Origin of the sequence: Alkalibacillus sp. S2W, from assembly GCF_046764385.1 — a bacterium.
GTDB lineage: Bacteria > Bacillota > Bacilli > Bacillales > Alkalibacillaceae > Alkalibacillus > Alkalibacillus almallahensis.
The window spans coordinates 680,053-698,262 of the sequence record NZ_CP177234.1; the positions used below are offsets into that span (position 1 = coordinate 680,053).

An 18,210-nucleotide genomic window follows, 5' to 3' on the forward strand; every position below is an offset into this window, starting at 1 on the left:
AAAAGGGAGAGTTTTATTGATGTTAAAACGCATCTTAAAGAATCAGAAAGGTATTACACTAGTTGAATTACTAGCTGTGATTGTTATTTTAGGTATTATTGCACTTATTGCTGTGCCTGCGATTGCTAATGTTATTGAGGATTCACGTTATGATTCTGTGAAATCAACTGCAATTAACGTGATTGAAGCGGGAGAGTTGTATGCGACGACTAATGATGTGGACTCTGTAAGTCTTTCAGATCTAGAAGCTGATGGATATATTGACTTGTCCGGGTATGGTTATGGTAACGATGATGAGGTAGTTGTTTCTGCGTCAAATTCAACGATTGATGCAACAATCGATAACGAAGGTGACGTTTCAGTTTCATTTAATAATGCTACAGTACAAGATATTAACTCAACAGATGCTTCAGCATTAAGAAATGGTAATGTTAGTGCAATTGGTTCAGGAGCAGATACATCAGGAAGTAGTAATTAAAAGCGCGGTCTAACCGCGCTTTTTTACCATAACAAACTCTCAATCTATTAAATCATACAGGACTGATGACAGGTGATTTGGATAACACTTTACATATTTGTTTTAGGCCTTGTATTAGGCTCGTTTTATAATGTGGTTGGTATGCGTGTGGCTGATGGTGAATCGATTGTGACGCCCAGGTCGCATTGCCCGAGATGTGGTCATGTACTTAAAAGTTATGAACTTATCCCCGTATTATCTTATTTATTTCAAAAAGGTCAATGCCGACAATGTGGCGTGAAGATTTCACCTGTTTATCCGTTTTTTGAAGTGTTAACAGGTGGATTGTTCGTTTACGCTTTTTTTCATATTGGTTTTCACATTGAACTTTTTTTAGCGTGGTTACTCATTAGCTTGCTGATCATTATTACGATTAGTGATTGGTATAAGCAGTTGATCCCTGATCGTGTATTAATTGCATTTGCTATCATCATTTTGGCGTGGCGAATCTGGATGCCAACTGAACCTTGGTATGATAGTTATTTGGCAGCATTACTAGGGTTTGGTTTATTGCTACTTATTGCGATTGTCAGTCGCGGTGGCATGGGTGGCGGTGATATTAAATTATTTGCGGTGTTAGGGCTTTTTTTAGGTGTTCAAAAGACATTACTGACTTTGATGCTTGCCTCAGTTATTGGCACAGTGATTGGCTTAGTTTTAATGGGATTAGGTCGTGTGAAAAAAGGAAAACCAATTCCTTTTGGTCCGTTCATTGCGTCAGGGGCTTTAGTAGCTTATTTTTATGGTGATCCATTAATCAATTGGTATTTATCTTTAATGTTATAGGTGGATGAAATATATGACTAAGAAACAAATCGTTAATCTTGAGATTAGAGATTATGTGATTCGTTATACAGAAAATCGTCGAGATAAAACTCAAGTCGAGCGGATGGGGGAACATTATATTCCAGCGGGCATCATTAGAGGTGGCGTCATTGAAGATCGTGAGCAATTTGAACGCGTGTTAAAAACATGTGTAAAAAAATGGCGTTTAAAACGAAAAACAGTTCGTCTCATTATGCCAGATTCACTCGTTTTTATTCGCCGCGAAGTGTTATCACTTAACATTGCCAAAAATGAAATCCGGAATCATATTCAGTTTCATTTAGGGGATACGATCCATTTGCCTTTTGATGAATCCGTTTTTGAGACAGTTTATATTCAAGAATTAGAAGATGGACATGAAATTAGTTTAATCTCGACTGATCGCTCGATTGCGAATCAATACACTCAAACTTTAAATGATTTAGGCATGCGTGTGGAATCCATCGATATTTCACCACTGAGCTTTTATCGGGTTCTCTATAGTCACAGTGTTGTTTCGAATGAAGATCATCTATTATTAATTAATTATAATGTGGATCAAGTCACATTTAGCGCTTTTCGTTTTCATACGCCGATTTTCTTGCAAGAATTTGATTTAGATTCCAGTGACCAAACAATTGATCAACTAGGTCCTACATTGTCGAAGGAAGATTTTCATGAAGAGACTGTGATGGATGAATTGGAAGATTTGATTATAGAAGTCGAACGAGTTGAACGTTTTTATCAATATATGATTCAAAACTATGAACAGCAGTTTACGCAGATTGCAATCACTGGTGACCATCCTTATTTAGAGGACATTATGGTGACGCTTGAAGAGAGGTTTGAGACACCTGTTGTAACAATTCAAGATGAACAAGTCGTCGGACCTAAAGGGATGACAGTGGCTTCACGTTTTCATATGGTCTATGGCATGGCATTAAAAGGTGGTCTATAATGTTACCTGATATTGACTTACGACCCAAAAAAGAAAAAAAGAATCGCACTGGATTATTTCCGATCATCTTCATACTCGTGGTGACATTGATGGTTGTAGGTGGATTTGGTTATTGGACTTGGACGCTGGAGCAAGATAACGCTTCATTAGAACAAGCATTACAACAACAAAAGCAACAAAATGACGCGTTTCAGTCTGAATTAGAAGGTGATGAGTCCGAACAACAGTCTGAGCAAGTGGAACCATTAGTGACACAAATGGGAGCAGCTATTGTTGAAATGGAGCCCATTATGAAGACGATTACGGGTTATATCCCTCGTAATGGTGATTTAATAGCGTTTAATGAACAAGAAGGTGTCATTGAATTAACAGTTCAGACTGAATCAAATGAAAACGCAGTAGCATATTATCAGGATTTAAGTGGGGTTGAGTCGTTCCATGATGTCATGATTCGAACCATTGATTATATGGAATCAGAAGATTATTATTTAACGAATTATACAGTGTACCTCCAAGCGGAAGAGGAGGAAAACGATGACGAAGCAGAATAAGCGGATGATCTTAGTCGGAATAGCAGTCTTGTTATTGGCTGCTGGTGCATTCTACTATTATGTTATTTTCGACTTACAACAGACGAATCAGGAATTATCAGATGATCTAGATTTTGAAGAACGACGGCAAACTGCACTTAGTGATTCACTAGAGAATCAGGAAGCAGAGGAAGACGTAAATGTCGATACATTGCGCGATCAATTGCCAGAGTCACTAAATGAAAATGGTGTCATTCGTTTATTAAATGATGCAAGTGGTGCCACCAATACTACGATTGAAACAATAAACTTTGTACAAGATGATCGAGTTTCAGCGAATGAATGGTTCAGCGACGTGAGCTCGGAAGAAATGATTGACGTTTTATCAATTGAATTGAGTGGGACATCGGGTTCCCATCAATTGTTTCAGCAGTTCATTAATAGAATCGAACAAGACGCGAGATTAGCGCAATTAAATAATGTGCAACTCCAGCAAAATGAAGGGGACTACACGTTTCAAGTGACGATGACAGTTTTTGCTTATCCGCTTGAAGAAGAATAAGAAGGCTTTCGCTACGAATTTGGGCGAAAGCCTTTTATTTGGTAGCATAATTAACATTTCCACCTAGTTATTTAACAGTTCTTTTAGATTGTCTAACATTCTCGTTGGATTATCGAACAAAGGCGGCACATTGTTTAACAATGCGCCGATTTTGTTTAACAATGTTAGTGCATTTCCTGTCTTTTGAGCAGGATAATGGATAACCATAATAATAGAAGACTGATGATGATGGCGATTCCTGTACTGAAATAAAGGTCCGTTTCGATTTCACCTGAGAAAATGTAGGTGCCAATATAATCTGAAATTAACATCGGGCTCCAAGTAATGACATGATCAAAAATAGACGTGAGGGCATTTAATACAACGACTGTAAAAATAGATAGAAATGCCACAAGCCCAGGCGATGTTAGACAACTGTTAAAGACCATCACGATGCTTAAAATAAGCATGAAATAAAATATATAAAAGATCGCGCTAGTCAACAATTGAGTAAAGGCAAGATCTCCAAATAAAACGGTGACATAATACCAGCCTGTAATGAGTGCCAAGATGATCGACACGCTTAGGAGTGTCATCATAGCTGTGAATTTAGCTGTCATATAATGGCTATAACGAACAGGCTTAGATAAGATTAGCTCATAAACCCCCGTACTGAGTTCTCGTGAAATCAGTCCCATTGATATGACAACAGCTATTAAGACACCTAACATATTCAATTGACTAAAACTCATGATCATAGCTTCACCAACGGAAGGGGTTGGGATATCAATCGTAGCCCCTTCTGGAACATTACCAGCTGATTCTAATATAATGGGCATAAAATAAGCAGTTAAAGGGTCCATGACGGCGAATAAGATAAAGACAATAGGAACCCAAATCCACTTGAAATGGCGCCAATGGTCGAGCATTTCTTTCTTGTAAATGGTTTGCCATTGCATTATTCAGTCACCGCCTTTATGAATATATCTTCAAGTGAGGCAGATAGGACTTCGAATTTCGTCAAATTCCAACCTTCTGATTGAATCACCTCTAGTAATTGTGCCCTTGCTTCATTGACGTCATGAACGGTGATAGCGAATCCAGCATTCTCCCGTTTAATATTAAATACTGAATTAATCTCTTTTAGACGTTCTTCAATAAATTTAGGCTCGTCTTGAAACGCTAGATAAATGGTTTTCGTTTCTTGTTGACTATGTATCTCTTGAATTGCGCCTTGTTTTAGAAGTTTACCATGGTTTAAAAGTAAAATATCATCACTAACCTCTTCCGCATCGTTTAAAATATGAGTTGAAAAAAGAATAGTTGCATCCTTTTTCAGTTCTCGGATTAGATTGAGTACCTCACGGCGACCAATCGGGTCCAATGATGAAACGGGTTCATCTAGAATAATTAATTGGGGATCGTGCATTAGTGCTTGTGCAATCCCAAGTCGCTGCTTCATGCCACCTGAATATTTCCCAATCCGTTTCTGTTTATCATCGCCTAGTCTGACAAGGTCAAGCAGTTCATGTGCCTTTGCTTTAGCCTCGTTTTTGGATAGAAAAGCAAGTTTACCTACATAAATTAAGAACTCTTCTCCAGTCATCCAATTATGAAAGATAGGATACTGTGGTAAATAGCCAACATAGTGACGAATATCCTTCGTAAACTGTTCTTCGTCAAATCGAATATTACCCTGACTGGGTTTAATAAAGCCAGCTAACATACGAAGTGTTGTGGTTTTACCAGCACCGTTTGGGCCGAGTAAAGCCACACATTTTCCAGGTTCTAATGTAAATGATAAATCATCGACAACTGTATGACCTTGAAATGTTTTCGTAAGATGGTTCGCAGACATAATCGACATTATTTACCCCTTCCTTCCCACGATAAAATAAATAATCGGCCCAGCGAGATTTCCGAATATAATAATCAAGATCCATACCCATTTGGGCCCTCGTGTTGCCTCGACACGACGCAGATCAATTAGGGCAACAATGATTAAGATTAGTTGTAAAATCACTAATGGCAGAATTAACTGTATGATCAAATCGTCCAAAAGAATCTCCCCTTTTAGTTCCATTATAACCGATAATGCTGAAATTTTTTCAATATTATTGGCAATTAATATAAAAAACCTTCCTACTCCAAAGTAAGAAGGTTATCATTTATGCTTCTAATTCACTAATTTCAGCTTGATGTTGATCATTTAAGTAGAACATAAAGGCCTCTTTATAGACTGCGAACAGGTCATATTCTTTCTCCCCTTGGTTAATCCGTTCATAAACTTGAGGATACGTGTCATTCGCTTGAGTAGCATAGCCTAATTTATGGACCGCTTTGATGGACCGGTGATTGATTTTATTCACCTTCAAAAAGACCACTTCTATATCACATTGTAAGAATACTTCCGATAAAAATAACTCTTTCGCATATTGATTATATCCTTGGCCGAAGAAGGGTTTACCTACCCAAGTAGCCAAAAATCCTTTTCCGTCCTCAATATCGTAAAGTGAAATAGCACCAACTGGCGACTCGAATTCATCTAAAATCGTACGAGAAATTAATTCACCGTTTTCTTCACGTTGATTCATTTGATTAATAAAAAAGTAATATTCCTCGGTGGACTTTGCGGTTTCCCGTACAAAAGGTTTAACAGCTTCATCATTCAAAAGTGGAAAAAGTGTTGGCACATCATGTAATTCACGTTTTTTAAGCATAAAAAATACCCCCTAAACAGCATAGTTTACGAGGGTGATGCTTACGACAGGTGTAGGCAGTGGGTGCGATCACCCTCGAATTTTTATTAATTGCACATCTTAATCAAGAAGTTGCATTCAATGCACATAAACAAAAATCCGGGGTGGGAATCGAACCCACTAGAACCACTCATATTCGAGCAGTGGCGCACCATTTGCCTTCCCTTTACTTTGACTAAACAAATTTTACAACAGGTTTGCCATTTTGCATATAGGTATTTATCATTTTTTGAAAAAATTTTTTGATCATTCTTCAGTTTATTGATAGATCTCCTCTAAAGCTTCTTTTAGAGTTGGAAAATGGAAGGTATAACCTGATTCAAGGAGGACTTTTGGATAAACGTATTGCCCTTCTAATAACAGTGTACTCATGTCACCCAATGCTGTTCGAATAGCGAATGATGGTGCAGGGATCCAATGTGGGCGTTTTAACGCTTGACCAAGCACTTTTCCAAATTCCTTATTACGTTTCGGATTAGGAGCAGTAAAGTTAACAGGGCCTTTAATATCACTGTGTTCAATCACCCAGTCGTAGCCTTTAACCACATCGTAAATGTGAATCCAAGACATCCATTGTTCACCTGAACCAAGCGGACCACCAGCGAATAATTGATACGGTAAGGCCATCTTCGGTAGCGCACCATCATGACCATCTAATATGAGTCCAAAACGTGTTTTAATCACACGAATATCTAGCGATTTAGCTTCGTCAGCTTCTTTCTCCCACATATCACATACTTCAGCGAGAAAATCATTTCCGGGTTGTTGAGTCTGTTCAGTAAAAATATCCGTTTCTGATGTGCCATAATAGCCGACAGCTGAAGCATTAACAAATGTGTGGGGAGGCTGTTGCATCGCTCCCATGATTCGAATGAGCTCACGTGTTGTTGTCATACGGCTTTCTAAGATACGTTCTTTTCTTTCCTCAGTCCATCGTCCACTGTTCAATGATTCACCAGCTAAATTAATAAAAACATCAGCATAGCCGATTTCAAGTTCTGGTTGACCATTTGGTGTTAACCATTCGATGTAGTGGATGTTATGATCTGACTGATACTTATTAGGATTACGCGTCAAAATAATAATTTCATCGTCTTTTGAGCTGAAATGATCGACGAGATGTTGCCCTACAAAGCCTGTTCCGCCTGCGATTACAATTTTCAAACGGATGTACCTCCTTTGAATCGTGTATTATAATAGGTGTAGTAAAACGTTAGGGGTGACCTGTCTGATGGTCAAGATAAGTAAAATTACGCAACAAAAAAAGCATCAAGATCGCTTCAATATTTTTATTGAACGACAAGGCAGTGAAGTTTTTGCTTTTGGTGTCCATGAAGATCTATTAGTTCGCTATGCCTTGAGAAAAGGGATGGAACTATCAGATGATGACATGAACGAAATCCAAAAACAAGATGCCATGTACAGGTACTATACCCTGTCTATCAATTATTTAAGCTACCGAATGCGTGCAAAATCAGAAATCAGTGATTATTTAACCAAAAAAGAAGCGAGCCAACAAGATATTGACTATGTTTTAAATCGATTAGAACAAGAGGGCCTTGTTGATGATATGGCATTTGCCGAAGTTTATGTGCGTTCAAAAATGAACACTTCATCAAGTGGTCCTAATAAAATTAGACAAGAGCTTAAACAGAAGAAATTGACCGAGGAGCAAATTGAACAAGGATTATCCCAATACTCCCAGGAAGATGAAGTCGACAAATTAGTCAATTTGATTAATAAAAAAATGCAATCCAATTCAAAGAAATCATTTCGAGAACAACTTAACCAAGCTAAACAAGCCATGATGCAAAAAGGTTTTACGCGTGAAGCAATAGATCTTGCTGTTCAATCAATTGATTTGTCAGCTGATGAAGATGACGAAAAAGCAGCTGTTTACTACCAAGGTGAAAAGGCTTGGCGGAAATATGCACGCAAACATGAAGGCTATACACTTGAACAAAAAGTCAAAGCATCCTTATTTCAAAAAGGCTTTCAAGGTGAGCACGTTCAACAATTTATTGAAGAAAAAAAGCAGGAAGAGTCGTCATAACTCTCCCTGCTTTACTTTATTCAACGTGGATTTCAGCACGGCCATCATCTTTTTCAACAATTTGCTTTGCATAATCATCAGGTGAAGGAAGGACTGATGGATCGTCAATATAGTCGCTGTCATCCCAGAATGGTGTGTTCATGCCCCCCATATAAACAGCTGAAATAGCGATGTTTTCGTCAGCTAATTCTTTTTGTAAGCTTTCTGTAAAACCACGCTGAGCGAATTTACTGGCGCAATAAGCTGATTCTTGAACTTTACCGTAAAGACCAGCTGTTGAAATGATATTTAATATACGACCGTTCGCTTGAATAACGTGATCTAATAAATGTTTGGTCGTATAGATTAAACCATTCACATTAACGTTAACCATTGTGTCAATTTCCTGTTTTTCGAGGTCGTCGATGGTATTAAAGAATCCGATACCTGCATTATTAATCAATAAGTCAATCGGTCCAACTTGTTTAGCAAGAGATTGGACTGAATTCCAATCAGTAATATCGGCAGTTAATGTTTCAGCTTGTCCGCCTTGCTTTTCAATTTGTTCTTTTGTATCAGCTAATTTATTTTCAGTACGTCCGACTAAATAGATCGAATATCCTTGTTTAGCGTAGCGTAAGGCTAAAGCCTGTCCTAAGCCAGAGCCGCCCCCCGTAATAAGTGCTTTCTTCATGATCATGCCTCCTTGATTCATAAGTATTTTTATTATGCCTTGAATTTGATAAGATGTAAATGAAGTTGAAAGGAGAATTATGATGCAACGTCGCTATAGTCAATATACAGTTCAGCAATTGCGTGAAGAAATTGCTGACTTAACAGAAAAAGCACAGAAAGCTGAACAACTTGGGATGGTCAATGAATACGCCGTCCATCAACGGAAAATCGTGATGGCTAAATCATACATGCTGAACCCACGTGAATATCGTCGTGGCCAAGTTTATGAAATCAATGGCTCACCATCGGAAAAATTTGAGATTGCTTATATGAATGGCGTTTTTGCTTGGGGCACAAGAAAAACAAAACAGGACGAAATTGTAAACGAAGAAGAAGCTCTCCCAATCGCACTCTTAATCGATCGGTTAGATTAAATATTCAAACTGATGACCTATAATTGGTTGTCAGTTTTTTTCTGGGGAAATAGTGTTGGGTAAGATGGGAATTGTGCGAGATTAACGGTTAATTGAGCGAGCTATAATATATTTGTGTGACTTTGGTTAATAATTGAGCGGGAAGCTGATGTAAATGTGCGAATTAGAGGATTATTGTGCTAAAGCGTTTGTAATTGAGCGACCCTTCTAACAAACCGAAAAAAACCAGCCAAAATTACTTTGGCTGGTTCATATTAAGTCAGTGATTCAAGTTTTTTCTGTAATTTCTCTTCGGAATAAATCCAACCCGTATAAGATGTTAAAATATTATAGAACTTATCTAACGTGACGACAGCGACGAATGGATAATGGCCGTCTGTGCGATAGCGTAAATCGATAAAGCGAATTTCAGTATAATCATCATGACGTTCAATCTCATACCGATAAACGGGTGAGAAATTTCTAAACGATTTAACGTTATCATCTTGAAAGGCTGCATTCATTTCAGTTGAATCTGGGAAATCCCGTTTTTTAAAGGTGTCCTTGATGTCGATATGACCGTGATCATAATCGGCAACAAAATAAAATTTAGGTGTCTCAATAACAACACGCCATTCATTATGTCTAATAGTAGGCTGTGTGATGATTTTCGTCGCACTTGGGAAATGCTTCTGTAAAATATCGGTGATTTCTTTTTTATCAAGAAATCGTTTAATATAGTATAAGAAAACAACAAAGAATATTGCCCCATAGGTAATGACAGGGTCCGCTCCTAGTAACCAGGCAATGGCTCCAGCTGAAAATAAGCCAAATATATACGGATCAAATGTACTGATCCAGCCAAGCGCTATCCATTTATTCACAAAAGGCTTTAACGCTTGAGTTCCATATGCATTAAATATATCGACAAACACATGAAGTATGACGGATAATAAAATCCAACCCCAAAGATGGCTGAATGATGCATCTTGGAAGATTAGAAATAATGGTAACGATACAATCAAACTCCATAATAAAACAGCTAATGGAGAATGCGATGATCCACGGTGATGGCGTATATATGTGGCATTATCTTTAAATTTAAAAAATGTATCAAAATCAGGAGCATGTGAACCAATGATGGCCCCAATAAAAACGGCGTGAAATAGCTCGGGGTTTTGTTCAACGGCGGGGTCGATTGTAGCCAACCCACCGATGGCGACGCCCATAGTGATGTGGGTTGCCGTATCCAATGGTTTATACCTCCTTAGAATAAGTTAGGTGATAAGTATGTCTAATAAATCCTCTATATCCATACCCGTTTTATTTGATGGTCAAGCATTCAGAAATGATTTGATTAACTGGTACTACGATCAGAAGCGGGATTTACCTTGGCGCCGAACACAAGATCCTTATCATATTTGGGTGTCAGAAATTATGTTACAGCAGACACAGGTCGACACAGTTATCCCTTATTTTAAACATTTCATGAATCATTATCCGACTGTGTATGAACTGGCTCATGCAGACCAACAAGATGTATTAAAGGCGTGGGAAGGGTTAGGTTATTACTCACGTGCCCGCAACCTTCATGATGCTGTAAAAGAAGTAGTGTCTACATATAACGGGCAAGTACCAAGTGATAAAAAAGAATTAAAAAAATTAAAAGGCGTCGGTTCTTATACGCAAGGTGCGATTTTAAGTATTGCGTTTAATCAACCAGAACCTGCAGTTGATGGCAATGTTATGCGTGTGATGTCACGTGTTTTAGAGATTGATGAAGATATTGCTAAGCCGAAAACAAAAACGGTATTTGAAGATATAATTCGTGACATTATTTCAGAGGAAGATCCTTCAGCTTTTAATCAAGGATTAATGGAATTAGGAGCATTAATTTGCCAACCTAAAAACCCGAGATGTGATCAGTGTCCTGTCCAATCACATTGCCAAGCCTTTGCTAAAGGAATCCAAACTGAACTTCCTGTTAAAACAAAGGCGAAAAAACAAAAACAGGAAACTTACTTTACTCTTATTTTACGTGATAACACGGGAAATTATTTGATCGAAAAACGACCTGATGATGGATTGTTAGCCGGTCTTTGGCAATTTCCATTATATTCTCAAGAAAAATTTACTGAAACATCATTAATTAATTGGTTTAAAGAACATTACGGTGTATCAATTACGTTAACATCTCATCTTGGACGAGTTAAACATGTGTTTTCACATGTTATATGGGAAGTCGACATTTTAGAGGCTGAAATCATTGATCAAGACCGTCCGAATTTAAATGGTGAATGGGTTGATGATGAGTTAATTAGAACTTATCCATTACCGAATGTACAACAAAAGGTGCTCAATAAGCTGATTTGAAATTAGATTTTTTTGGAAATGATATTTTGGATAACACACCGCTATTTTGGTTAGATTAATCAATGCGGAGGTGATATCAATGGCTAAGAAGAACCAACGTCAAGCGCAGCAACAACCAAACCAGCAAGCTGCGCAAACTAACGCACAACAAGTTAAGCAACAAAACCAACAATCTCAGCAAGCTCAACAAGGTCAATTTCAGCAAGAATTTGCTTCTGAGACAGACGCACAAGAAGTGAAGCGTCAAAATCAGCAATCTCAACAAAAGAAACAGCAGCAAAATCAGCAAAACCAAAAAAACCAATAATGACATGATTTAATCATGCATCATGTGGGAAGAAGCACTCCTGGTATATGGAGTGCTTCTTCTTTATTTTCACGCAACATAATCGAATTCAGTCGATTGATATGGTACAATGTCGATATTGGAATGACGTTGTCAATGAAAGTTAATAAAGAAGGAAGGGTTAGCGATGATGATTCCTGAAGACGGAGATGAAATCGAAATTCGCAGCTATAAACATAACGGCTCATTGCACCGTGTTTGGGAAAAAACAATCGTTTTACATAGCGATGAAACAACCTTAATCGGTGGCAACGATCGTGTGAAAGTGACTGAAAGTGATGGTCGCACGTGGCGAACGCGTGAGCCTGCTATAACTTATTTCACAACAGATTATTGGTTTAATATCATTTCCATGATGCGACAAGATGGCATTTATTATTATTGTAATATCAGTTCACCATATGTGGTCGATCATGAAGCGTTGAAATATATTGATTATGATTTAGATATTAAAGTATTTGCTGATGGCTCTTATAAGATTTTAGATGAAGATGAATATGATATTCACCGTAAGAAAATGAATTATCCTGATGTTTTACAACAAATCTTGTATAAACAATTGCAGATATTAGAACAATGGGTACAAGGAAGAAAAGGGCCTTTCGATGCGGCGTTTGTGGAAAAATGGTATGATTATTATCGTAGAAATTACAAGTAATCAGTGAAATAACAATCGTAACGTAGAACGCTTGTCCTATGACAAGTGTCTTTTATTTGTTAGGCAACGAAAGAAGGTGACAAGAAATTGGATAGTATTAAACGTTATTTGCAGTTTGTAAAGCCTTATAAATGGAAAATAGCGTTAACCATATTAGTCGGTATTTTAAAGTTTGGTATACCTTTAATTATGCCGCTGATCACGATGTATGTGATTGATGATATTTTACGTGCAGATGATTTAACAACAGCCGAGCAAATAGACAAATTGGTTTGGATTATGGGAATTGCTTTCTTTGTCTTTTTAGTTTTACGTCCGCCGATCGAATATTTCCGACAATATTTAGCGCAGTATGTGAGTAGTAAAATTTTATATGACATTCGTGATCATTTATTCGACCATATACAACGTTTAAGTTTGAAATTTTATTCAAAAACTAAAACGGGTGAAATTATTTCACGTGTGATTCATGACGTAGAGCAGACCAAAACATTTGTGGTAACAGGTCTAATGAATATTTGGCTTGATATGGGAACGATATTAATTGCGCTTGGTATTATGACCTACCTTGATCCTCTATTAACGCTTACAGCTATTGTGTTATTCCCGGTTTATGGTTTTTCAGTGAAGTATTTTTATTCTAGACTGCGAGAGTTAACCCGTGATCGTTCACAGGCGTTAGCTGAAGTACAAGGACACTTACACGAGCGTGTGCAGGGGATGCCAGTTATTCGTGGTTTTGCCTTAGAGGATCATGCTCAAAATGAATTTGACGAACATAACGGAAAATATTTAGATCGAGCGCTGCGATTTACGAACTGGAACGCTAAATCATACGCCGTCACTCATACAATTACGGATTTAGCGCCATTAGTTGTCTTAGGATTAGGTGGTTATTTTGTGTTAGAAGGCGCTGTAACGATTGGTGTTATGGTCGCGTTTGTTCAGTATATGCAACGTGTGTATAATCCACTGCGTCGTCTAGTGAATAGCATGACTCAACTTACACAAGCACACGCTTCAATGGACCGTGTCTTTGAGTTTATGGACGAAGAATATGACATAGTCGACCGACCAAATGCTAAAAAATTGGAATCGGTTCATGGTGACGTCACGTTTGAAAATGTATCATTTAAGTATGATGATGAAGAGGAATTAGTTCTTAAAAATGTTGATCTATCGGTTAAGAAAGGTGAGACCGTTGCACTTGTAGGAATGAGTGGGGGCGGTAAGTCAACGCTTGTTAGTTTGATCCCTCGTTTTTATGATGTGGTCGATGGCGCGGTTAAAATCGATGGTTATGATGTCCGCGATCTTCAAGCTCGTTCATTACGTGATAAAATCGGAATGGTTTTACAAGATAGTATTCTTTTCAGTGATTCGATTGAAATGAATATCCGCATGGGAAATCCAGATGCGACAAATGAAGAGGTTATTCAAGCGGCTAAAGCTGCCAATGCGCATGAGTTTATCATGGAATTTCCAAATGGCTATAATACATTAGTTGGTGAGCGCGGAGTGAAATTGTCTGGTGGTCAAAAGCAACGTGTCGCTATTGCACGTGTCTTCTTGAAAAATCCACCATTATTAATTTTAGACGAAGCAACCTCAGCACTTGATTTAGAAAGTGAACACTTGATTCAAGAAGCGATGGCAACATTATCTGATAGTCGGACTACCTTTGTTGTGGCTCACCGCTTATCGACGATCACACATGCTGACCGAATCATTTTAATGAACGATGGAGAAATCAAAGAAGAAGGAACACACGAAGAATTAATGCAACAACGAGGTTTATATTATAATTTATTTACTGTACAAGAATTAGACCAGCATGAAGTAAATCATGTTTGATTAGAAGGACCTGACTATATGATCATATAGTCAGGTTTTTTAAATATTTATCTTACGCAAAGAGCCTACCTTAAGTTAGTTAACTACCTTCGTATCAAAGCGTAATTTTTAGAAAAATATGGATAAAGTAATGAATGAATAATGATTCATAGCCATTTTTATGTTAAAGTATTTTTGTAATATAATTAGTCTGAAAAATATGATGATTGTGACAAGGAGGGTTCATGATGGCAATTGAACAAGAGATACATAAAATTAAAGAACAAATTGGTCAGGTAATCATGGGTAAGGATGAGACGATTGAGTTATTAATGAACGCATTTTTAAACCAAGGACATGTGCTCTTAGAAAGTGTGCCTGGTACTGGTAAAACGATGCTCGCAAAAGCCCTAGCGAAATCAGTTGAGGGTGATTTTCAACGAATTCAATTCACGCCAGATGTCTTACCATCAGATGTGACAGGGATACAGTATTTTAATCCGAAAGATCAGCAGTTTGAAATGCGTGTGGGACCTGTTTTAACAAATGTGCTATTAGCTGATGAAATCAACCGTGCTACACCGCGTACGCAATCATCTTTACTTGAAGTAATGGAAGAAAAGCAAGTGACGATTGATGGCGAAACGGTCAATATTCCACAACCGTTTATCGTAATCGCTACGCAAAACCCCGTGGAATCACAGCAAGGGACATTTGATTTACCGGAAGCGCAAATGGATCGTTTTTTCATGAAATTGGACCTTGGTTATCCTTCGTTTGCAGATGAAAAACGGATGATGCGTGAGCATAAAGAGACGAATCCACTCGATGCGTTACAAGCGATTTTAACAAATGATATGTTAACAAAGTTTCAAGAAGAGGTGAAAGCCATTCACGTTTCTGAAGATGTTGAAGCGTATATTCTTTCAATCGTTCGCGCGACACGCGAGCATCAAGATATCGACGTTGGGGTGAGTCCACGTGGAACTTTAGCCTTCATGCGTGCTGCACAAGGTCGTGCGGTCATTCAAGGACGGAATTATGTTACACCTGATGATGTCAAAACGATGGCACCTTATGCGTTACCGCACCGTTTAGTCTTAAGTTTAGACGGAGCAACCTTAAAGTCACAGGATGAGGTGTTACGTGAAGCGTTAGAAACAGTAGAAGTACCAGCTGAATATGGAGTTACATCGTCATGACGTTTCAAAAGTATTCGCAGGATAACAAAACTTTCCCGACACTTGTCTTGATTGGGACGTTTATATTATTTGCTGCTTTTTTTATTAGTTTCGAGCAAATATATATGCTTGTGTTGTTAGCTATTTTAGTTATGTTGCTATATGGCATGAGCGTATTTTATGAAAAACATGTTGATGATTATCTAAGTATTGAATTTCCTCGTACTAATATTAGGCATTATCAGGGCGATCAAGGAGAATTAGAGGTCACGATTGAACAGAAAGGTATATTACCTCTATTTAACGCTATATTAACGGTTGAAATGGATGATATTGTTCATTTTGAAGGAGGACGTCATGTTCGTAGACGTTACGCAACAACTTTTCAACAGGCATTTAATCTGATGTTCTGGGAAAAGCGAACATTTAAAATTCCTTATTCAACGGAAAAACGTGGTGTTGCACGAATTCATCATGTAGAAATCAAAACACCTAATATGTTTGGGTTTGGCTCAATCTTTATGCGAAGTCTAACAAGATTTAAACAGGAAGTTATCGTTTATCCTAAAAAGTCAGCTGTTGCTAATATCGATTTAATGGCCCCGAAGCGGATGGGTTATCACCGTGCGAATCATTCCTTGTTTGATGATCATACCTTGCCAGTTGGTACAAGAGACTATGAACCGGGTGATGCATTTAATCGTATTCATTGGAAAGCATCTGCTAAGGAAGGAAATCTTCAAACCAAAGTCTTCGAGAAAGCAAGTCAAATTTCTTGGTGTTTTTTAGTCAATATACATGACGAATATGGTCGCGGTGTTCATGAAAACATTGAGCATTTGCTGGAAAAAACGGCTTATATGATGCATTACGCGACAACGCATCAGATTCCTTATCGATTATTTATCAATGTTTCATCGATTGATCAAATTCCTTTCATGCACTTACTTGAAGGAGAAGGGCAGAAACATTATCAACGATCACTTGAACTTCTGGCTCGTTTGAAGTTACTGACATTCACGGCTAAGTATGAACGCTTGTTGCATTTTGTTGATAAACATGAATCACCACCTGCCTATATCATTCATGTTGGTCATGTTAGAGCTTCTCAACTCGCCTATTTAAAACGGTTTGAAAGAAGAGGTTCTGCCCTATACTTCTTAAACGAAGAAGGGCTTCATAAGACGTACCAAGGGGAGGTGGCGATGCATGGCTGATTTCTCCTTGAAGTATTTGCGTTGGTATCAATATGTATTAGAACTATTTCCATTATGGCTAGTGTTAGCCTACAACTACATTGCACGGCAAATTTACCCACCATTAATCGAATTTTTAATTATAGCACTTGTGATTGCGCCGTTATGTGCTATTGTTTTAAATAAAATGGGCGGTCATAAAGCGGTTTATGCAGCTTTTCCGATTTTGCTTGCGATCAGTTTTATGTTTGGTTTCCATATTATTTTGGCAATTATTTTAGCTGGTTTTTTAACGATTAGAATGGAAAATCGTTATATTAAGCCTGATCAGGATAATGAAGCAGTTGTGTTAGTCATCACATTTTTATTAGCGATTGTAACTTATATGGTACAAGCTTCAACGTCTGATGGCTTTTCGGCCTATTATTTAGGTTTATTTGTCGTCCAAGTCTTCGTGTGGTTGGCAGGTCGCTTAGGTTACTTTTACATGCGTGATGAACAGACCAGGAGCGAGGCAACGAAGAAGAAGTTATTAGTCATTTTAGCGAGTTTAGGAACGTTGGGTGGTCTGACTTGGTTAAGTTATACCTTGTTTCCATATATTAAATTTGTCATCAACACGGTTATTTATTGGGCATTGTATGCTTTTTCTTGGGCGGTAAGCCCTTTACTCAACTTTGTCGGCGGAATAAATATCGAGCCGCCTGAAGTTGAAGATGAAAATAATGGTGCTCCACCTACTGAATTTGGTGAAATGGAATCTGCTCAGGATTCTTCCGTTGCTGCGGTAGTCTTTGATTATTTGACTTATGTTGTCATAGGAGCAATGATCGTGGCTGCGATCATAGGTTATATCATGTACCGTCGAAAATTATTGGCACATCAGGATCAAATCCGTCATCAATATGATGAGCAAGTCGATAAAGAAAAAATCAATCATCGCAAATGGTTCAAGCGTAAAGAAAAAATTTCGCCACCTGAACATGAGATTCGTCGAGCTTATTTTGATTTAGAAAAATGGGCAGCTAAACATGACCTAGGCCGATATCAATTTGAGACGACATATGAGTGGTTGAACCGGTTAGAAATAGCTCAAGAAATCGATTATGCGACTATTCGTGAATATGAACAAGTTCGCTATGGTGATGTTCAGGATGTAGGAGGAGATTTAAAACAATTCAAGCAAAAGCTAGAAGGCTTAAAGGGGACTATGAAACAACGATTTATCGATGAAAATTGAGGTGACAGTAAATTTATTAAATAAATAAGGTGATTAATGAGATAAGTGCATGCACTTATCTCATTAATGGATCTGATTATCTAGTAACTAAGCATGATAATCCGAATTCAAAAAACCGCTTAGCTGATTATTCCTATAATCAGCTAAGCGGTTT

At 37.8% G+C, this 18,210-nt stretch carries 21 protein-coding genes; 14 read left to right on the plus strand and 7 right to left on the minus strand.

Features of this window, described 5'->3' with window-relative positions:
* Nucleotides 1-19 precede the first annotated feature (19 nt).
* The 5 genes from ACKXGF_RS03660 to ACKXGF_RS03680 all read left to right on the plus strand — a co-directional run bounded on the left by ACKXGF_RS03660 (nucleotide 20) and on the right by ACKXGF_RS03680 (nucleotide 3,371).
* On the plus strand, nucleotides 20-478 hold the full coding sequence (locus ACKXGF_RS03660; RefSeq protein ID WP_411954909.1) for a competence type IV pilus major pilin ComGC: 459 nt from the start codon (nucleotides 20-22) through the stop codon (nucleotides 476-478).
* Between the two features lie 72 nt (nucleotides 479-550).
* The gene (locus ACKXGF_RS03665; protein ID WP_167261620.1) at nucleotides 551-1,303 is read left to right on the plus strand and encodes a prepilin peptidase; all 753 of its coding nucleotides are present in this window, start codon (nucleotides 551-553) and stop codon (nucleotides 1,301-1,303) included.
* Between the two features lie 13 nt (nucleotides 1,304-1,316).
* Nucleotides 1,317-2,279: a type IV pilus biogenesis protein PilM gene (gene pilM, locus ACKXGF_RS03670; protein WP_411954910.1), complete on the plus strand. Its 963-nt coding sequence runs from the start codon at nucleotides 1,317-1,319 to the stop codon at nucleotides 2,277-2,279.
* Complete coding sequence (locus ACKXGF_RS03675; protein ID WP_411954911.1) at nucleotides 2,279-2,830, plus strand: hypothetical protein; 552 nt, start codon at nucleotides 2,279-2,281, stop codon at nucleotides 2,828-2,830. Before pilM ends, ACKXGF_RS03675 begins: the two co-directional genes overlap by 1 nt.
* Nucleotides 2,814-3,371: a hypothetical protein gene (locus ACKXGF_RS03680; RefSeq protein ID WP_411954912.1), complete on the plus strand. Its 558-nt coding sequence runs from the start codon at nucleotides 2,814-2,816 to the stop codon at nucleotides 3,369-3,371. Before ACKXGF_RS03675 ends, ACKXGF_RS03680 begins: the two co-directional genes overlap by 17 nt.
* 164 nt (nucleotides 3,372-3,535) lie before the next feature.
* Here ACKXGF_RS03680 and ACKXGF_RS03685 read toward each other — a convergent pair whose 3' ends face one another.
* The 5 genes from ACKXGF_RS03685 to ACKXGF_RS03705 form a co-directional block, all read right to left on the minus strand.
* Nucleotides 3,536-4,309: an ABC transporter permease gene (locus ACKXGF_RS03685; RefSeq protein ID WP_411954913.1), complete on the minus strand. Its 774-nt coding sequence runs from the start codon at nucleotides 4,307-4,309 to the stop codon at nucleotides 3,536-3,538.
* Nucleotides 4,309-5,217 carry an ATP-binding cassette domain-containing protein gene (locus tag ACKXGF_RS03690; RefSeq protein ID WP_411954914.1) on the minus strand — a complete coding sequence of 303 codons (909 nt, stop codon included), beginning with the start codon at nucleotides 5,215-5,217 and terminating at the stop codon, nucleotides 4,309-4,311. The genes ACKXGF_RS03685 and ACKXGF_RS03690 overlap by 1 nt, the downstream gene beginning before the upstream one ends.
* A 3-nt stretch (nucleotides 5,218-5,220) precedes the next feature.
* Nucleotides 5,221-5,409 carry a PLDc N-terminal domain-containing protein gene (locus ACKXGF_RS03695; RefSeq protein WP_411954915.1) on the minus strand — a complete coding sequence of 63 codons (189 nt, stop codon included), beginning with the start codon at nucleotides 5,407-5,409 and terminating at the stop codon, nucleotides 5,221-5,223.
* A gap of 109 nt (nucleotides 5,410-5,518) precedes the next feature.
* Entirely contained in the window at nucleotides 5,519-6,070 is a 552-nt protein-coding gene (locus ACKXGF_RS03700; RefSeq protein WP_411954916.1) for a GNAT family N-acetyltransferase, read from the minus strand.
* A gap of 297 nt (nucleotides 6,071-6,367) precedes the next feature.
* Complete coding sequence (locus ACKXGF_RS03705) at nucleotides 6,368-7,273, minus strand: TIGR01777 family oxidoreductase (protein ID WP_411954917.1); 906 nt, start codon at nucleotides 7,271-7,273, stop codon at nucleotides 6,368-6,370.
* 67 nt (nucleotides 7,274-7,340) lie between these two features.
* On the opposite strand from ACKXGF_RS03705, the gene recX reads away from it, so the two are divergent.
* Nucleotides 7,341-8,162, plus strand: a complete 822-nt coding sequence (gene recX / locus ACKXGF_RS03710; RefSeq protein ID WP_411954919.1) for a recombination regulator RecX — start codon at nucleotides 7,341-7,343, stop codon at nucleotides 8,160-8,162.
* 16 nt (nucleotides 8,163-8,178) lie between these two features.
* Here the strand turns inward: recX and ACKXGF_RS03715 are convergent, their stop codons facing one another.
* Nucleotides 8,179-8,835, minus strand: coding sequence for an SDR family NAD(P)-dependent oxidoreductase (locus ACKXGF_RS03715; protein ID WP_411954920.1), 657 nt, complete (start codon nucleotides 8,833-8,835; stop codon nucleotides 8,179-8,181).
* Between the two features lie 82 nt (nucleotides 8,836-8,917).
* Between ACKXGF_RS03715 and ACKXGF_RS03720 the strand changes: the two genes are divergently transcribed.
* Nucleotides 8,918-9,250, plus strand: coding sequence for a YfhH family protein (locus ACKXGF_RS03720; protein ID WP_411954921.1), 333 nt, complete (start codon nucleotides 8,918-8,920; stop codon nucleotides 9,248-9,250).
* Between the two features lie 254 nt (nucleotides 9,251-9,504).
* Here the strand turns inward: ACKXGF_RS03720 and ACKXGF_RS03725 are convergent, their stop codons facing one another.
* Nucleotides 9,505-10,482 (minus strand): metal-dependent hydrolase, encoded by a 978-nt coding sequence (locus tag ACKXGF_RS03725; protein WP_411954922.1) that lies wholly within the window; start codon nucleotides 10,480-10,482, stop codon nucleotides 9,505-9,507.
* A gap of 37 nt (nucleotides 10,483-10,519) precedes the next feature.
* Between ACKXGF_RS03725 and mutY the strand changes: the two genes are divergently transcribed.
* The 7 genes from mutY (at nucleotide 10,520) to ACKXGF_RS03760 (ending at nucleotide 18,056) form a co-directional block, all read left to right on the plus strand.
* Nucleotides 10,520-11,602, plus strand: coding sequence for an A/G-specific adenine glycosylase (mutY, locus tag ACKXGF_RS03730; protein WP_411954923.1), 1,083 nt, complete (start codon nucleotides 10,520-10,522; stop codon nucleotides 11,600-11,602).
* A 79-nt stretch (nucleotides 11,603-11,681) separates the two neighbouring features.
* On the plus strand, nucleotides 11,682-11,909 hold the full coding sequence (locus tag ACKXGF_RS03735; protein ID WP_167261593.1) for a gamma-type small acid-soluble spore protein: 228 nt from the start codon (nucleotides 11,682-11,684) through the stop codon (nucleotides 11,907-11,909).
* A gap of 166 nt (nucleotides 11,910-12,075) precedes the next feature.
* Nucleotides 12,076-12,606: a DUF402 domain-containing protein gene (locus tag ACKXGF_RS03740; protein WP_167261588.1), complete on the plus strand. Its 531-nt coding sequence runs from the start codon at nucleotides 12,076-12,078 to the stop codon at nucleotides 12,604-12,606.
* Between the two features lie 87 nt (nucleotides 12,607-12,693).
* Nucleotides 12,694-14,460: an ABC transporter ATP-binding protein gene (locus ACKXGF_RS03745; RefSeq protein WP_411954924.1), complete on the plus strand. Its 1,767-nt coding sequence runs from the start codon at nucleotides 12,694-12,696 to the stop codon at nucleotides 14,458-14,460.
* Nucleotides 14,461-14,687: 227 nt separating this feature from the next.
* Nucleotides 14,688-15,641 carry an AAA family ATPase gene (locus ACKXGF_RS03750; protein ID WP_411954925.1) on the plus strand — a complete coding sequence of 318 codons (954 nt, stop codon included), beginning with the start codon at nucleotides 14,688-14,690 and terminating at the stop codon, nucleotides 15,639-15,641.
* Nucleotides 15,638-16,837 (plus strand): DUF58 domain-containing protein, encoded by a 1,200-nt coding sequence (locus tag ACKXGF_RS03755; RefSeq protein ID WP_411954926.1) that lies wholly within the window; start codon nucleotides 15,638-15,640, stop codon nucleotides 16,835-16,837. The genes ACKXGF_RS03750 and ACKXGF_RS03755 overlap by 4 nt, the downstream gene beginning before the upstream one ends.
* Complete coding sequence (locus tag ACKXGF_RS03760; protein ID WP_411954927.1) at nucleotides 16,830-18,056, plus strand: DUF4129 domain-containing protein; 1,227 nt, start codon at nucleotides 16,830-16,832, stop codon at nucleotides 18,054-18,056. Before ACKXGF_RS03755 ends, ACKXGF_RS03760 begins: the two co-directional genes overlap by 8 nt.
* Nucleotides 18,057-18,210: the final 154 nt, after the last annotated feature.

Bases quoted from the DNA above. Each gene is read 5' to 3' on its own strand.
- ACKXGF_RS03660 (WP_411954909.1), top strand. From the start codon at position 20: ATGTTAAAACGCATCTTAAAGAATCAGAAAGGTATTACACTAGTTGAA.
- pilM (WP_411954910.1), top strand. From the start codon at position 1,317: ATGACTAAGAAACAAATCGTTAATCTTGAGATTAGAGATTATGTGATT.
- ACKXGF_RS03675 (WP_411954911.1), top strand. From the start codon at position 2,279: ATGTTACCTGATATTGACTTACGACCCAAAAAAGAAAAAAAGAATCGC.
- ACKXGF_RS03680 (WP_411954912.1), top strand. From the start codon at position 2,814: ATGACGAAGCAGAATAAGCGGATGATCTTAGTCGGAATAGCAGTCTTG.
- ACKXGF_RS03685 (WP_411954913.1), bottom strand. From the start codon at position 4,309: ATGCAATGGCAAACCATTTACAAGAAAGAAATGCTCGACCATTGGCGC.
- ACKXGF_RS03690 (WP_411954914.1), bottom strand. From the start codon at position 5,217: ATGTCGATTATGTCTGCGAACCATCTTACGAAAACATTTCAAGGTCAT.
- ACKXGF_RS03700 (WP_411954916.1), bottom strand. From the start codon at position 6,070: ATGCTTAAAAAACGTGAATTACATGATGTGCCAACACTTTTTCCACTT.
- recX (WP_411954919.1), top strand. From the start codon at position 7,341: ATGGTCAAGATAAGTAAAATTACGCAACAAAAAAAGCATCAAGATCGC.
- ACKXGF_RS03715 (WP_411954920.1), bottom strand. From the start codon at position 8,835: ATGAAGAAAGCACTTATTACGGGGGGCGGCTCTGGCTTAGGACAGGCT.
- ACKXGF_RS03720 (WP_411954921.1), top strand. From the start codon at position 8,918: ATGCAACGTCGCTATAGTCAATATACAGTTCAGCAATTGCGTGAAGAA.
- mutY (WP_411954923.1), top strand. From the start codon at position 10,520: ATGTCTAATAAATCCTCTATATCCATACCCGTTTTATTTGATGGTCAA.
- ACKXGF_RS03735 (WP_167261593.1), top strand. From the start codon at position 11,682: ATGGCTAAGAAGAACCAACGTCAAGCGCAGCAACAACCAAACCAGCAA.
- ACKXGF_RS03740 (WP_167261588.1), top strand. From the start codon at position 12,076: ATGATGATTCCTGAAGACGGAGATGAAATCGAAATTCGCAGCTATAAA.
- ACKXGF_RS03750 (WP_411954925.1), top strand. From the start codon at position 14,688: ATGGCAATTGAACAAGAGATACATAAAATTAAAGAACAAATTGGTCAG.
- ACKXGF_RS03755 (WP_411954926.1), top strand. From the start codon at position 15,638: ATGACGTTTCAAAAGTATTCGCAGGATAACAAAACTTTCCCGACACTT.
- ACKXGF_RS03760 (WP_411954927.1), top strand. From the start codon at position 16,830: ATGGCTGATTTCTCCTTGAAGTATTTGCGTTGGTATCAATATGTATTA.